General features: G+C 41.9%; 17 protein-coding genes. 11 read left to right on the plus strand and 6 right to left on the minus strand.

The window, feature by feature from the left end; genetic code table 11:
- Nucleotides 1-11 precede the first annotated feature (11 nt).
- The 5 genes from BSG1_RS04960 to BSG1_RS04980 all read left to right on the plus strand — a co-directional run bounded on the left by BSG1_RS04960 (nt 12) and on the right by BSG1_RS04980 (nt 3450).
- Nucleotides 12-290: a DUF3221 domain-containing protein gene (locus tag BSG1_RS04960; RefSeq protein ID WP_198008191.1), complete on the plus strand. Its 279-nt coding sequence runs from the start codon at nt 12-14 to the stop codon at nt 288-290.
- A 74-nt stretch (nt 291-364) separates the two neighbouring features.
- On the plus strand, nt 365-1462 hold the full coding sequence (locus BSG1_RS04965; RefSeq protein WP_006835810.1) for a D-TA family PLP-dependent enzyme: 1098 nt from the start codon (nt 365-367) through the stop codon (nt 1460-1462).
- A gap of 200 nt (nt 1463-1662) precedes the next feature.
- On the plus strand, nt 1663-2220 hold the full coding sequence (locus tag BSG1_RS04970) for a PadR family transcriptional regulator (protein ID WP_006835811.1): 558 nt from the start codon (nt 1663-1665) through the stop codon (nt 2218-2220).
- Nucleotides 2220-2714: a DUF4188 domain-containing protein gene (locus BSG1_RS04975; protein ID WP_006835812.1), complete on the plus strand. Its 495-nt coding sequence runs from the start codon at nt 2220-2222 to the stop codon at nt 2712-2714. Before BSG1_RS04970 ends, BSG1_RS04975 begins: the two co-directional genes overlap by 1 nt.
- Before the next feature lie 85 nt (nt 2715-2799).
- Complete coding sequence (locus BSG1_RS04980) at nt 2800-3450, plus strand: SDR family oxidoreductase (RefSeq protein ID WP_044022432.1); 651 nt, start codon at nt 2800-2802, stop codon at nt 3448-3450.
- Between the two features lie 69 nt (nt 3451-3519).
- Here the strand turns inward: BSG1_RS04980 and BSG1_RS04985 are convergent, their stop codons facing one another.
- Nucleotides 3520-4797, minus strand: coding sequence for an L-lactate MFS transporter (locus BSG1_RS04985; protein WP_044022433.1), 1278 nt, complete (start codon nt 4795-4797; stop codon nt 3520-3522).
- 310 nt (nt 4798-5107) lie between these two features.
- Here BSG1_RS04985 and BSG1_RS20765 point away from each other — a divergent pair, with 310 nt between their 5' ends.
- Nucleotides 5108-5254, plus strand: coding sequence for a hypothetical protein (locus BSG1_RS20765; RefSeq protein WP_006835815.1), 147 nt, complete (start codon nt 5108-5110; stop codon nt 5252-5254).
- Nucleotides 5255-5388: 134 nt separating this feature from the next.
- Here BSG1_RS20765 and BSG1_RS04990 read toward each other — a convergent pair whose 3' ends face one another.
- Entirely contained in the window at nt 5389-5760 is a 372-nt protein-coding gene (locus BSG1_RS04990) for a VOC family protein (protein WP_006835816.1), read from the minus strand.
- Nucleotides 5761-6005: 245 nt separating this feature from the next.
- On the opposite strand from BSG1_RS04990, the gene yiaA reads away from it, so the two are divergent.
- The 4 genes from yiaA to BSG1_RS21630 all read left to right on the plus strand — a co-directional run bounded on the left by yiaA (nt 6006) and on the right by BSG1_RS21630 (nt 9676).
- Nucleotides 6006-6476 (plus strand): inner membrane protein YiaA, encoded by a 471-nt coding sequence (yiaA, locus tag BSG1_RS04995; protein ID WP_044022434.1) that lies wholly within the window; start codon nt 6006-6008, stop codon nt 6474-6476.
- A gap of 222 nt (nt 6477-6698) precedes the next feature.
- Nucleotides 6699-7574, plus strand: coding sequence for a hypothetical protein (locus tag BSG1_RS05000; RefSeq protein ID WP_006835818.1), 876 nt, complete (start codon nt 6699-6701; stop codon nt 7572-7574).
- Nucleotides 7519-8841 carry a replicative DNA helicase gene (locus tag BSG1_RS05005; RefSeq protein WP_232214195.1) on the plus strand — a complete coding sequence of 441 codons (1323 nt, stop codon included), beginning with the start codon at nt 7519-7521 and terminating at the stop codon, nt 8839-8841. Before BSG1_RS05000 ends, BSG1_RS05005 begins: the two co-directional genes overlap by 56 nt.
- A 331-nt stretch (nt 8842-9172) precedes the next feature.
- Nucleotides 9173-9676, plus strand: a complete 504-nt coding sequence (locus tag BSG1_RS21630; protein WP_332248297.1) for a CBO0543 family protein — start codon at nt 9173-9175, stop codon at nt 9674-9676.
- Nucleotides 9677-9876: 200 nt separating this feature from the next.
- Here the strand turns inward: BSG1_RS21630 and BSG1_RS05015 are convergent, their stop codons facing one another.
- The 4 genes from BSG1_RS05015 to BSG1_RS05030 all read right to left on the minus strand — a co-directional run bounded on the left by BSG1_RS05015 (nt 9877) and on the right by BSG1_RS05030 (nt 12923).
- Entirely contained in the window at nt 9877-10548 is a 672-nt protein-coding gene (locus BSG1_RS05015; RefSeq protein ID WP_006835822.1) for an HAD family hydrolase, read from the minus strand.
- Nucleotides 10549-10810: 262 nt separating this feature from the next.
- Nucleotides 10811-11212, minus strand: coding sequence for a DUF4362 domain-containing protein (locus BSG1_RS05020; RefSeq protein ID WP_006835823.1), 402 nt, complete (start codon nt 11210-11212; stop codon nt 10811-10813).
- Nucleotides 11213-11363: 151 nt separating this feature from the next.
- Complete coding sequence (locus tag BSG1_RS05025) at nt 11364-12032, minus strand: DNA alkylation repair protein (protein WP_044022436.1); 669 nt, start codon at nt 12030-12032, stop codon at nt 11364-11366.
- A gap of 84 nt (nt 12033-12116) precedes the next feature.
- Nucleotides 12117-12923 carry a VOC family protein gene (locus BSG1_RS05030; RefSeq protein WP_006835825.1) on the minus strand — a complete coding sequence of 269 codons (807 nt, stop codon included), beginning with the start codon at nt 12921-12923 and terminating at the stop codon, nt 12117-12119.
- Nucleotides 12924-13217: 294 nt separating this feature from the next.
- Between BSG1_RS05030 and BSG1_RS05035 the strand changes: the two genes are divergently transcribed.
- The gene (locus tag BSG1_RS05035; RefSeq protein WP_006835826.1) at nt 13218-13925 is read left to right on the plus strand and encodes a hypothetical protein; all 708 of its coding nucleotides are present in this window, start codon (nt 13218-13220) and stop codon (nt 13923-13925) included.
- The last annotated feature ends 25 nt before the right edge of the window (nt 13926-13950 follow it).

Genomic DNA, 13950 nt, shown 5'->3' on the forward strand with positions numbered 1-13950 from the left:
GCTTTTCAAACATGACTGATGAGGAAAGTGGACAACTAAGTGTGGAAGGGATAATTGGGGGGATTAACGGTGAGCAGCTATTAATTGTACAAGGGCTGAACAGCGAGGAAGTAAGGAATTTATCTGAAAGAGAAATTCTAGCAAATTCAACAAGTGCAACTTACTTTACCTTGCTAGATAGTGAAGAAAAGTTAGCTGTGGGTTATAAAGTAAAGGTTTGGTATGAGAATTTAGATACTTCTAATCCAGCAAGGGGTACAGCTACTAAGATATCGGTTATAGATAACTAGGATTCTAATCTTTCACGGACTAGAAGAACCCTACCAAGCTAGATATTATAACTAAAACAGGAGGTGCATAAAACATGACAAAGATATTTGACCTCGACACACCGACATTGCTGCTGGATTACCAGAAGCTAATGAAAAATATTAACGAGATTGCCAGCTTTGCCAAGGAACACAGTCTTTCCTACAGGCCGCATATCAAGACACATAAGTCCGTTGAAATCGCGAAACTGCAGCTGCAGGCGGGGGCTATCGGCATAACGACCGCGACCATCCCGGAAGCAGAAGCGATGGCTGCCGGCGGGATCAATGACATCTTGATCGCCTATCCAATCGCTAGCCCGCAGAAGATTAAGAGGTTGATTGCACTATTGGAACAGGATGTGAAGCTGAAGATATCTGTGGATAACCCAGTGCAATTAACCCATCTGCAAAACGAGCTCGAACATACACCATTTACGTTAGAAGTTTGGATAAAAGTCAATTCAGGATTGAATCGCTGCGGAGTGGAACCTGGAAAAGACGCAGTGGCGTTAGCAAAGAACATTATGGGGTGCACTAAACTTAAGTTGGGCGGAATCTTAACTCATGCCGGACATTCCTATGCTGCTTCAAGTTACGCTGAGATTGAACGGATTGGCAATCTGGAAGGGAAAACGGTAGTGGAAAGTGCAGAGGAGTGTGAAAAAGCCGGGATTCCTATTCCTGTACGAAGTGTCGGTTCCACGCCTACCTATAAAATTTCCGGTAATGTACCAGGAATTACGGAGATCAGGCCGGGGAATGCGGTGTTTTTTGACAGCATCCAGGCAGGATTAGGGGTAACATCCCTTGAAAACTGTGCACTTACCGTATTGGCTTCCGTTGTTGGAGTTTATTCCAATCGGATTGTCTTGGATACCGGAAGTAAAACCCTTTGCCTCGATAAAGGGGCACATGGAAACGAGACAGTAAGAGGATTCGGCCATATCATTGGCCACCCAGAAATCACGGTAGAACGGTTATCTGAAGAGCATGGGGTGGGGACTTTTACAGGAGAGGGTTCTCTGAAATTGAATGATAAGGTGCAGATTATCCCTAATCATGCTTGTACAGTGGCAAATCAGTTTGAGGAATATGCTGTTCATGAAGAGGGGAAAGTGATTACCACTTGGAAGGTCGAACGAAAAAAATAACCACTCAATGCTGTGTAAAAAAGAGCTTTAATCTAAGTATCAAAGCTCTATAGGAATAAAAATCAGGGCCTGTCCCCCAGTACACTAAATACAACGTACTGGGCGGCAGGCCCTTCTTCTAATAATAAAACTTGCGTCTCTGAGAAAAGTTCAGTACTATATATCTAAATGATACATATCTTTTAGATAGGTGGTTCGATATGAAGAAATATAACGATACAACTTACGCTATTCTAGGCATCCTGACAACGAACTGTAAATCGGGATATGCCATTAAACAGCTTATTGATAATAGCCTGAATCACTTCTGGAAAATCAGCTACGGTCAAATATACCCTGCCCTGAAACTCATTGTTCAAGATGGCCTGGCGGAAATCAAGGAAAATTCCAGTCCTGGTAAAAGGGATAAAAATGAATACCACCTTACACCTAAAGGAAAAGAAGTCTTAAAAAGCTGGCTGGAGCAGCCGATTGAACAATTGCCGGTCGAACGTAATGAAATCTTATTGAAATTGTTCTTTGGACAGCATCAGACGAGAGAAAAGACCAACTTACTTTTACTGAACTATAAGCGGGATTTGGAAAAGCGTTATCAAACGTATATCACAATTGAACAATCCATAACCGCCAAGCATCCTCATGATAGGGATGCAGCGTATTGGCTTTTTACATTGGACTATGGAAAAAGAGTCACAAAAGCTGCTGTGGAATGGTGTGAAGTAACGCTGGATAAGTTTTCAGAAACGGAGGGTGTGTAATGGGAAAACAAATTTTTAATGGCCGTTATACAACTGAAAACAGCGAAGACCTTGTCGTATTTATCATTGGAATGCGTATTAACAAGCCGTTTGCGTTTCATAAGTGGTTACCCGTTATGAACGCCATGCCTGGCATGATCAAAGAGCTCTATACCAACAAAGAAGCTTTAGGATTTCTATCGATGGAAAGTTATTTTGGACTTAGAACAACCTGTATGATCCAATATTGGCGTTCGATGGAAGACCTGCTGGCATACGCTCATAATGAAAGGCATTTAACTGCTTGGAAGAACTTTAATAGAAAGATCGGAAACAATGGAGCTGTAGGGATTTATCATGAAACCTATCCAATAAACAGGGGAAACTATGAATCCATTTATGGAAATATGCCTCGCTATGGATTAGGGGAAGCTTTGCAGCATATACCTATTTCTTCTGGACGAAATACGGCCAGGGAACGGATTGATTCTCATGCCAATATGAAGAGCACCTAACCGGTTCCCCAAACAGCTCATTAGACATTAAGTCTCTATCCCATATACGATAATCCTATAAAAGAAATCAGAAAGGGTGGATACATTGAACATTCTTGTAGTCGGAGCAAATGGACAAATCGGAAAACAGTTAGTCGGCATCATTCAGGACAGCGGCAGTCATACGGCCAAGGCAATGATACGTAAACAGGAGCAGGCATCCCATTTCGAATCGCTGGGGGCTGAAACCGCCGTAGTGAATTTAGAAGGAGAAATTGAAGATATCGCAAAAGCAGCAGAAGGAGTCGACGCCATCGTCTTCACAGCCGGTTCCGGACCGCACACGGGTGCTGACAAAACCCTCATGATTGACTTGGACGGTGCGGTAAAAACCATTAAAGCAGCTGAAAAAGCAGGCGTGAAGCGGTTTGTCATGGTGAGCTCATTTGATACAACCCGTAAAGCGATACAGGAAGCCCCGGAATCCTTTGCACCCTATGTAGTCGCCAAGCACTATGCAGATGAGTGGCTGCGGGGAACAGACTTAGATTTCACCATCGTCCACCCTGGCAGGCTTACAAATGAGAACGGTACTGGAAAAGTGGAAGCCGCAAGTGAAGTGGAAAGAGGAGAAATTTCACGTGAGGATGTTGCGCAGGTTCTCTTTGAGTGCCTAGAGAGTGATTCGACAATTGGGAAAGAGTTTCAGGTAGTGAGCGGATCTACGTCTGTTAAAGACGTCATAAGCAATTTATAAATACAGAACAAAAATGAAAGCATACAATCCCAACACTTTTGACAGTGAAAGGGGCTGTATGCTTTTTTCTTATTGAACAGTCACTCCACCTTTGGAGTAGACAGTATTTTTTTCTTGATTTTGCATCCTTTTAATATCAGCACGCAAGAACAGGCTGATCACGAAGGCGCAAGCGATTAACCCGAGGAAAACATAGAATACAGGAATGTAGCTCCCGGTTGCTCCTTTAATATTCGAAACAAGCAGAGGTCCAAGGATTCCGCCAAGAGACCAAGTTGTTAATAGATATCCGTGTATGGCCCCGAGCTGCTTTGTGCCGAACAGATCCCCAATAAAGGCTGGTAGATTGGAGAAGCCGCCGCCATAACAACTGACCACTAATAAAATCATTGTTTGAAACAGGATTACATTGGTTGTCATTGGAAGTGTGACAAACGCAACCAATTGTATGACGAAAAAGATGATAAACACATTTTGCCTGCCTAAATAATCCGAAGCGGCAGCCCAGCCCAATCTTCCGCCGCCATTGAATATCCCCATGATTCCGACCATCGTTGCGGCCGCTGCAGCAGATAACCCGACGATGTCCTGAGCCATTGGAGAGGCAACGGAGATCATCATGATTCCGGCACTTGTATTGATTAACATCATGGACCATAACATCCAAAAGTGTTTGGTTTTGATGGCTTCCTTTGCTGTTAGCTGCCTTAAGTCTTCTCGGACGGTTTTCTGACCGCCGGCAACTGCTTTCTTTAGGGTATCTGGCAGCCAGTCTTCCTTAGGAGGCGCAATATAGGAAGCCCCCAGGACCATAAGGATGAAATAACTTGCACCTAATATGTAAAAGGTACTCGAAATTCCGATGGATACCATAAGAGCAGCGGCAACTGGAGCGGTAATGAGTGCCCCCGTACCAAAGCCGAGTACAGCCATACCCGTTGCCAAGCCTCTACGGTCAGGGAACCATTTTACTAATGTAGATACAGGTGAGATATATCCAATCCCTAACCCTAATCCACTAAGCAATCCATACGTGATGATGAATAGGATTGAAGAATCCAGCGTGACAGCAATCCCAGAACCGGCTTGTCCCAACCCGAACAATACAGCCGCAACAGCCGCAGACTTCCTTGGGCCGTTCCTTTCCACGAAGCTTCCCATAAAGGCCGCCGTAAATCCTGCAAGCGCCATCATAACTGTGAATGCTAAAGTAACGTGTGATTCTGACCATCCCATTGAATCAATCAGCGGATTTTTATAAACGCTATACGCATAAGCCGCACCAATAGAAAGGTGGATCGCAATCGCCGATAAAGCAATAAGCCACCTGTTTTTTGTTCCCTTCACATTACTTCCCCCTTTGTAAAAATAGTTTCTCCGTGAAATCTCCCAAAAATTGTATGACATCTACAAATATAATATATTTCGAAGTAAAAATCTAACAATTTAGACTAATTAAATAATTTAGATAATTAAAATGAGTAAATAGGCTGAAAAAACAACCTGTAAACTGACTATAATCAGGGATAAGTCTGCCGGGTATATGTGGGTGGGAGAATGATTCTGTTCATCCATAAGTCCGGTATGGATTGATATGTACTTATTGATGAATTAATATATATGGTATCAAATTTATGTTACCTTGGAGTGAGCTTAGGTGAAATGGATTCCTCGAAAAAATAAGAAACCTCTTATAGTATTTATCCTTATTATTCTATTCATTGCTGGTGTGCTCGATATCATTTTTGAGGGCTTGCTCTTTCAATTATTACCGGATGCTGTTCAGGCATTTTTAAAAGGGTAAAATATTCAGGGCTGCCCCCAAACGCTACCGGGGGCAGCCCTGTTCTTTTAGAACCAGGAAAAAGAGTAAAACCCCCTGGATTCAGACGGTTTCATTTCGTAATTATGTATTTGAATCAAGCAAGTTTTGAATTCTTAACGATGTTGATCGACAAGGATTGCGTTGCCATCCGGGTCTTCCACTGTAAAATAAGCAGGACCCTCCGTGGATTCATCAACTTCTTTCATGATCTTAATGCCTTTTTCTTTAAGCTCTTTTTGCAATGCTCTCACATCTGTAAACGAATCTATGTTTTCGGCATTTTCATTCCAACCCGGATTAAAAGTCAGGATATTTTTATCAAACATGCCCTGGAAGAGCCCGATAATACAATTCTCATTTTTCATAATCAGGTAATTATGCTCCACATTACCCCCTAATGAACTAAACCCCAGTTTTTCGTAGAACTCTTTAGATGCTTGAAGATCCTTTACAGTCAGGCTTACAGAAAATGCACCAAGTTTCATGAATACAATCCCCTTTCCTTTGTTATGAAAAGCCTTTCGTACAAATAAGTATAATGGGGGATAGCGGAAGATACAACAAGCGTTCAGGGTTGTTGAAAATCAGGACCTGCCTCCGCATGTAACCTTTAAAACATTTTAATAATTGAAAAATCAACAAACAAATTCTGTTAGAAATTGCTATAATATTTCTTGTAGGAATAATGGTAAAAATTGCATTTATTAAAGAGAACAAGGGGGAGCGGCGAATGTCTGAGTTTAACGAAAACCCGTTAATCAAGAACGAAGAAAAGAAACCAAAAGTCAAGGTGGAAAGAAAAGAAGGAGAGCCAACCGCCGCATTTAAAGGCGCAAGCTGGGCAGCATTGATTGCAGGTGTATCTGCTTATCTAATTGGCCTATTCAATGCGGGAATGGAGCTGAACGAGAAAGGCTATTACTTTGCTGTATTGGTATTCGGCCTGTATGCAGCGGTATCGCTTCAGAAAGCAGTAAGGGACAAGGAAGAGGATATCCCCGTTTCGGGCATTTATTACGGAATCAGTTGGTTTGCAGTGATTGTATCGATTTCATTGATGGCGATAGGACTTTATAATGCCGGAAGTATCATCTTAAGTGAAAAAGGATTCTATGGTATGTCATTTGTTCTCAGTCTATTTGCGGCCATCACCATTCAGAAAAATATTCGAGATACGCAGTTAGCCAGGGAAAGAGATTAACAATGTTGGGCGGTGCAGTTCTACTGTGCTGCCTTTTACTATTTGCAAGGATAAAGACTAGCACTCTTTCGGAAATACACTTGTATTCAGGAGGCTGCTTGCTTCTTAACAAGACTCCCTTAATGCTGACTCTTAGTTCAGCATTTTTTTATTGAAGGGTGTCCTTTTTGCAAAAACTTCTCTATATAACCAATGAAAACCTAATATAGGGAGGAAATAATAATGACAGGATGGATCAAATTTAACCGGAGCACGATTGAAAGCCCGATTTGGAGCAGTCCGTTCACCTTGAGACTTTTATTATTGCTTAGATGCAGGGCGGTTCAGAAAGAGTTCATGTATGTGGAAGAAGTGAAGGTGCATAGAGGCCAATATTTACGGTCCTATTCTCGTCTGGCTGATGATCTGCAGTATGTGGAAAATGGCAATTTGAAAATCCCAGCGAAGAGTACAATCAAGCTAAGTGTGGATCGTTTGAAAAAGTACGGTCTCATCTCTACGGAGGAGACAAAAATGGGCACATTGTTCACAATACTGCAGAGTGAAGATGATTTTTCTTTGCCCGAAAACGGGGAAACGGCTGATGAATCCCAGAAGGACGCAGCGAATACCACTGCTGTACAAAAAGAAGAATGTAAGAAGGGTAGAGAAGAGAAAGAAAAAGAGAGCGGGCGCGTGAGGAATGAGCTGCCTTTCAAACCAGATGCGCAGAGCAAGATTGAGAAGGTCACGGAAAAATTTCTGAGGCTGCGAAACTCTGGGTTCTATATCTCGCCTAAGGAACAGTCTGCCATTGAAAAAATCTGTGAGAAGGAGATCGCAGTGGAAACGCTGCTGTCCTGGATGGAGACGATCGATTCCGATTATCGACAGCGGAATGATAATGACACAATCAAGTCGTTCACTTACTACGAGAAGGCGCTGCGGCGAAAAATCAGGAACAGCTCGTTAAAGCCGGAAAGCTCTTCTGCCCGCCGGGTAAAAGAAACGAATGACTTCCTGTCCAAATTGGAGAAGTGGAAGAGGGAGGGGGAGAACCGCCTTGCAAACGGATCCAAGAGAATCAAACCGTCCTTTAAACCTTTATGGAACCGATGAGATGGCGAGTCATCAGGAATTGTATGATGCTGAAAGTATGCTGCTTGGAGCAGTTTTCCTGGAGCCTGCGGCCATTAACGACATCATCCTGAAACCAGAACATTTTTCACAGAGCCGCCACCGGGTTATTTTTACAGCCATGAGGGATCTGCAGCGCGACGGGGTGGAAATCAACCCTTTCAGTTTGGTCAATCATCTTGGTGCTGAGATAGAGAATGTCGGCGGTGTTACCTATTTCACGGAGATTTCCCTTTGCTGTCCTTCCGTAAGCGGGCTGGAGCATTATCAGGAAGTTGTGCTGAAATCTTACCGGATAAGGGAGCTGCGGAAATCGGCCGCCCATTTCCTGAATCATTCAAGTGCTGAAACGGCAGAGGCTTTTTATCAAAGATATGTCGAGACACAGGAGCTTAGGCTGGAGAAAGGGGATAGAAAAGGTGAAGCATTGGCCGAGATTTTTGAATCCCTCTATTCTGAGCCTGAACTCGGGGGCATCTCTTCCGGATATGAAAACCTTGACGGATTAACGGGAGGGTTCAAACCAGGGGAACTGATCATTGTCGCGGGAAGGCCGTCGATGGGGAAAACCGCCTTCGTACTGAATCTGGCCTATAATGCTGCCTCAAAAGGAACCATTGTCGATTTCTTCTCACTTGAGATGAGTGAGGTCCAGCTTTACCAGCGAATGATCAGCAGGATGGTTTGCATAGATGCGTCCAAGTGGCAGAATCCATCCCGAATATTCTCGGAAAAAGAGACCCAAAAGGCGAACGAAGCACTGAACACATGCTACAACATGCCTTTTCAAATTCATGATCAAGGCAGGATGACCCTGGACGAAATCCGGGCAAGGATCCAGAAGACGAGAAGGGAAAACGAAAATGCTCCATGCTTAGTGGTCATTGATTACCTGCAGCTGATTCCGATTGAAGGGAAGTTTGAGCGCCATGACCTCGCAATAGGGGCCATCACCAGGGAATTAAAGCAGATGGCGAAACAGTACAAAGTACCGATCATTCTATTGTCCCAGCTTTCCCGGTCAGTCGAACAGCGCCAGGACAAACGGCCGATGATGTCCGACCTTCGCGACTCCGGAAGCATCGAACAGGACGCGGACATCGTCATGCTGCTTTACAGGGAAGGGTATTATAAGCAGGATTCCAAGGAACTGAAGACGGAGATCAACTTAGTGAAGCACCGGAATGGGCCGGTTGGGACCGTTAAAATGAATTTTATTAAGGAGTTTAGTTGGTTTGCTGGAGGATGAGTGGAGTGTAGTGTTAATCAAACGTTTGATTAAATAGAGTGCCAGAAGGGTAGACGGACTGTTCCGTATTTCCTTTATAAGAATCAGGGCCTGCTCCCCCAGTATACTAACGCATTAACGTACCGGGGGTCAGGCCTGCCTTTTCTTTTTTCCTGCATTGGATCAGCAAGAGCGGGACAAGGGACCTGTCCCTTTTTTTCGTCCCTATCTAATAATTCCATTATATTTTGTGAGAAGAAGATGAATACTATCAAGGTAATAATTTACAAATACTTCAAAATTCAGGGTGTTAGGTAGGGTGGTTTTTTTGCATTTTGTTTATAACGCTCTTATGCTGCTATCGGTCATAAAATGGGGAGATTGGAGAAACTGGAGACAATACTATCCAACAATTTTATTTTTTATTGTCGGCGATTTACTAAAACAGTTTTTACTCTATGAGCATTCAATGTGGTCATATCAGGAACTATATTTTGGAGCAAATGCGATCTTAAAGAACCACACATTCATCACACTTATGATTATGTTTGTATTTTATACAGGTACAATATTGATATTTCTAGGACATTACCCTGCAGGGAAATTAAAACAATTTTTTTGGATTATGTTTTGGGTAGGTATTTATTTCTTTATAGAATACATAAATTTATACAATTTGAACTTAATAAATCACCATAACGGTTGGACTATTTGGTGGTCACTAGTCTTTAATATAATAATGTTTGTAACATTAAGAATACATTTTAAAAACCCTTTAATTGCTTGGGCTTTGTCTTTTGTTATAATTCTCGCTTTATGGAATATTTTTGATGTTCCTGTAAGCAGCCTGAAGTAGTTCATAAGAGTACATCTTTGGGGCAGGTTCCTCGTCCCCTCATATATTTACAACAGGAACTCCCAATAACAGACTGAGCCTATGCCAGGCAGTGTTGTTAACATGGAGCTGAAAACAGCTCTACCTTATTAAATAGCAGGCAATTAAAAAAGGTTCAATAGAAGGCACAATGCCACTCTTTTGAACCTTTGTTCTTGTCATTAAGCAAATATAGACCACTTATTCTCTTCCGCCACTTTGACCATGCCTTCTTTAGGATTGACCAAAACCGGATTGCTTACATAATGGAGCAGGGGGATATCGCTTTCACTGTCTGCGTATGCCCAGATTTCTTTTGGTGGATTTTCCGTCAGGTGCTGCTGTTGGTTTATCCATTCCTGTAATTTCGTTACTTTTACATCTCCGTTGACAATATGTCCGATTTCCCCGGTGCATTTGCCATTCTGGTCGAACTGCAATTCTGTGCTTAATACATGGACATCGTTTAGTTGAAGGTGATTAATAAAAGCTTTTAGGAATGGCTGCAGTGCGCCGGATAACACAATGACTGTGTCTCCGTTCTTCTGATGATCATGGATTCTGCTGACAAGGGTGTGATGAACTTCCTCTTTCCCATGATTGACGAGTTCTTGGAAGAAGAGATCTAATTCTTCGGTGGTTTTGCCTCTGAACGTCTTTGCAAAGCTCCTGAAAAAATCGTGGCGGAATTTGTTTTTGCCTTTTAGTAAGCCGCCAGCAGCCGCCTTCGCCAATCCCACTGCCACAATAGCCCACTGTTTAGCGGTGAATGTTTCCTTCCCTACCGAAAACATGGCCTTAAAGGAGTTTCCCTGATAAAGCGTTCCATCAAAGTCTACCGTGATAATTGCCAAAACCGAACACCTCGCTTTTTTAGTAAGTATAGGACAGTTGGTATGATTTGTAAATTAACTAGAAGGACCAGTTGTGTTTTACTTTAGTACTTTAGAGCACGAAGAGGGACTGTCCCTTTTTGTGCTTTAAAGTGGGGAAGAGGTGTGCTGTCCTATAAATTGGGCTCTCTGTATTTTAACGAAGAGACGTCTTCGGTGGGACGAGGAACCTGTCCCTCCGAACCTTTGGAGAGCTTAAAGTATATTTAAATCAGTTTAACCATTAATCATTACTAATTATAGTTACATGTATTACATCTACTTTGCCATTACATCCTTCTAACTGATAAATAGTTCGATCGCTTTTGTCTATTTTCTTTATACTTTCACATACATCTTCCATTACTAATTGATTCCCAAATTCATCTTCTCGTGTATCTTTTTTCGAGGTTAGTGTATCGTTGGAATAGGTTAAGTCATGAATAATTGGATCGCCTTCGTCCGTGTAATTTACTACTCGAACTTCACTTTCTTTATTCATCGACACATCTTCCATAAAATTTTCAAGTAATCTTATATTCTCTATGTGTCCATGTGTATTCACTACATCATGCTTAGAAGGAGAATACTCGCCACAAGCGGAAAGAAAAAATAGTAATACCCAGATAAAATATAATTTCTTCATATAATCACTCCCTCTAAGAAACAACCTCTCTAGTCATTCTTTGGTCATCTCATATAATGCTCCCTGTAAGAGAATGGATTGGTTTTGGCGGCCGTTTTCAAAATCAGGGCCTGACCCCCAGTACACGAGGGTCAGGCCCCTTTTCTTTTTCCTAATTTTTCTGTCGTTTGTTAACTTCAATCGTAATGAACTCCGGCAAATAGTTGGGAGTACATCCTTTTGAGACTTTTTCATCTTTGTAAAGGCCCGTTTTCTCACCAAGTTGGATACAACGTTCGCGATTCTTTTCATCATAAACGCCAATCCAGCCTGCGGTGAAATTCATAGCCCATTGAACTTCGGGTTCTTCCTGCGTAATGTTAGCTTCTAATGCAGATAGCAAGTCTGGAGTATTATCAGGCGGTGTTTGTCCAGTCCATCTCAATCGCGCTTGATAATACCAGAAAGCTCGCCTTTGAAGAGCAGAATGACTATTTTCCCATGACTCCATCAAGGCTATTTTCTTCTTGTCCTTGGTGAGTTGATTGGCCATTAACCAATCCATTAAGTTATTCCGCTCATCAAAAGTGTGAGTCTGCATATCCTTATCAAGCCTGTTTAGAACATCTTGTGAAAGAAGTTTTTTGTCCATAATTAAGATTGCTAATAGTCTGGGCAAAAATTCTTCGGTTGACCAAAGTTCCATAGCTAGGTAGTGATCTTTTTTTATGTCCTTCGCGATTTTTCGTAAGTCGCCCAGCTTCGTTTTACAATTGATCTGAAGTAGGATGTTTTCTGCTTTTGAAGAGCGTTTTATTTCTGTATCTTTTCTTTCATCCATCTTAAACAACTCCTTCATTAAAACACTGTTTCATGGGACAGATGGCCAGGTGATCCTTCTTCCCTCTAAGGCATACCCCTCTAGTCATTCTTCAGAGACCTCATATATTCCTCCCTGTAAAAGAATGGATTGGTTTTGGCGGCCGTTTCCAAGCTGAAGGCCAAAGGGGCTTTCGCCAAATGCACTGAGGTAATCTTTAACGATGCCATCCTCGATAGGAGTACAAAACAATAGGTTTCCGTGCGGCAGGTAAAGGCGCTGGCATTTTGCACCCCATTTCTCATTTGTAAAAGCCTCCCCGATTTGCAGATCGAAAAGAGAAGACCAGCGAGAAATTTTATCATCCAAATCTTCAACTGCAAACAACACATCCTTTATTTGAAGAGATCCGGCTGGATGGCTGGAGTGTACCTTCAGTTTCTCTCTTCTAACCGCATCATCTTCTCCCCATTGGATGAAGAAGGGAAGGGGAAGTGTTGGATGCTCCTCCTTGATAAACAGCATGGACCATTGCAAAAGTTCTCCACTTTCCGTTAACCGCGAACCTTTGACAGGGCCATGGAGTTTCAAACCTTTTTCTTTAAGTTCGACAGCAAGTTGGTCCATATTATTCGTCCTGAGAGCGATCCTCCCCGGGTGGTCTCCCAAAGGCAGCTCAGTGACGAGCTGTTGAATCAGCGGGTTATCGTCAACCTGTATGGAAACAGATCGATCTTGAATTCCGAGCCACTCAATATAACCTAAACCAAAATAAGCAAGCGTGTTATAAGTCCCCCAGTTTTCATGCTTCCCTCCCTCAATAACATGAATGCCATGCTGCAGCATCGTATTTTTCGCGGATGTTGGATCAGATGAAAAGTGAACAAGGTGATCAAAGGCAAGTGAAGTCATTTTATTTCCCCTCGTTTCTGTTTAGTGATGTGATTCTATTTTAGCAGGTTTCAAGAAAAGATCTGAGTGTCTAATTGTCTTTAAAACAATACCAAGAGGAGGGAAAGGCTGCTGGTGCCACCTTTAACCTTTTTTAACAACAAGTTATTTTATAGAACCTAGAAAAAGAGTCGTTTACAGTTGATTTTGAAAAATGTTTAAAAAATTACTAATAAGTAAAATGAAGTAACTTTCTCCGTTCTCTTCAAAGTATTTGGTAAGATAGAGATATATTTAAAAGAAGGAGAATTACATTTGTTTATAGAGGAACTATTATCGGTTTACAGGAAGTCTTTTGGGTTATGGGCTTCTCTCAAGAGGAGTTCAAGGGTTAACAAGCTAATTTGGATTTATATAGGAATATATATAATTGATGCTGGGTTATTTTATTACTTCTTCCTTAACAAAGAATACGAAGGGGTATTATTCTGTATAGGTCTTTACATTGTTCTTACTTTTGTATCCAGTAAACAAAGTAAGTATAAACTTAGTAAGCACCGCAGCCAATCTTCTACTATACCAGGTACTGAACAGTTTCGGGAAGTAATGGCTGAGTTGAAGGTAACCACTAGCGAGGAAATGGAACTATTAGATAAAGTAATTCTTGAAGAGTTAGCTCTAATAAAGGAAAGAAGAAAATATCCACTTGGAGACATTTTAAGGCAGCTGATGGTTGCATTACTCATTTCTGGAATCTTGGCAATTGCGGTTTTTGAAATCAGGGAAGGAAACATCCCTAAAGCTACCTCTTACTTTTTATTTTATATTGCTTGTTTGGGTGTAGTCGCTATATTGAATGGTGCTCTTAAAACTTATTTAGATTTCTTCGGAAGACATACGCAGCTAATGGAGGTTTCATCATATATACATCTAACCAGGCTTAGTCAGAGTATAGAGAACAAACGCGAAAATGAAAACAGCATCTCAGTTCCAGGACTGCCAGCCAGGCGAAAAAGAAGATAATTTATATTGGGAATCAGGGCTTGAC

The sequence above is a fragment of the Bacillus sp. SG-1 genome (assembly GCF_000181495.1).
Lineage (GTDB): Bacteria > Bacillota > Bacilli > Bacillales > Bacillaceae_B > Rossellomorea.

What these genes read in the sequence shown, in the direction of transcription:
- BSG1_RS04960 (WP_198008191.1), top strand. Translation starts at nt 12, where the DNA reads ATGACTGATGAGGAAAGTGGACAACTAAGTGTGGAAGGGATAATTGGG.
- BSG1_RS04965 (WP_006835810.1), top strand. Translation starts at nt 365, where the DNA reads ATGACAAAGATATTTGACCTCGACACACCGACATTGCTGCTGGATTAC.
- BSG1_RS04970 (WP_006835811.1), top strand. Translation starts at nt 1,663, where the DNA reads ATGAAGAAATATAACGATACAACTTACGCTATTCTAGGCATCCTGACA.
- BSG1_RS04975 (WP_006835812.1), top strand. Translation starts at nt 2,220, where the DNA reads ATGGGAAAACAAATTTTTAATGGCCGTTATACAACTGAAAACAGCGAA.
- BSG1_RS04990 (WP_006835816.1), bottom strand. Translation starts at nt 5,760, where the DNA reads ATGAAACTTGGTGCATTTTCTGTAAGCCTGACTGTAAAGGATCTTCAA.
- yiaA (WP_044022434.1), top strand. Translation starts at nt 6,006, where the DNA reads ATGTCTGAGTTTAACGAAAACCCGTTAATCAAGAACGAAGAAAAGAAA.
- BSG1_RS05000 (WP_006835818.1), top strand. Translation starts at nt 6,699, where the DNA reads ATGACAGGATGGATCAAATTTAACCGGAGCACGATTGAAAGCCCGATT.
- BSG1_RS21630 (WP_332248297.1), top strand. Translation starts at nt 9,173, where the DNA reads ATGCTGCTATCGGTCATAAAATGGGGAGATTGGAGAAACTGGAGACAA.
- BSG1_RS05020 (WP_006835823.1), bottom strand. Translation starts at nt 11,212, where the DNA reads ATGAAGAAATTATATTTTATCTGGGTATTACTATTTTTTCTTTCCGCT.
- BSG1_RS05025 (WP_044022436.1), bottom strand. Translation starts at nt 12,032, where the DNA reads ATGGATGAAAGAAAAGATACAGAAATAAAACGCTCTTCAAAAGCAGAA.
- BSG1_RS05030 (WP_006835825.1), bottom strand. Translation starts at nt 12,923, where the DNA reads ATGACTTCACTTGCCTTTGATCACCTTGTTCACTTTTCATCTGATCCA.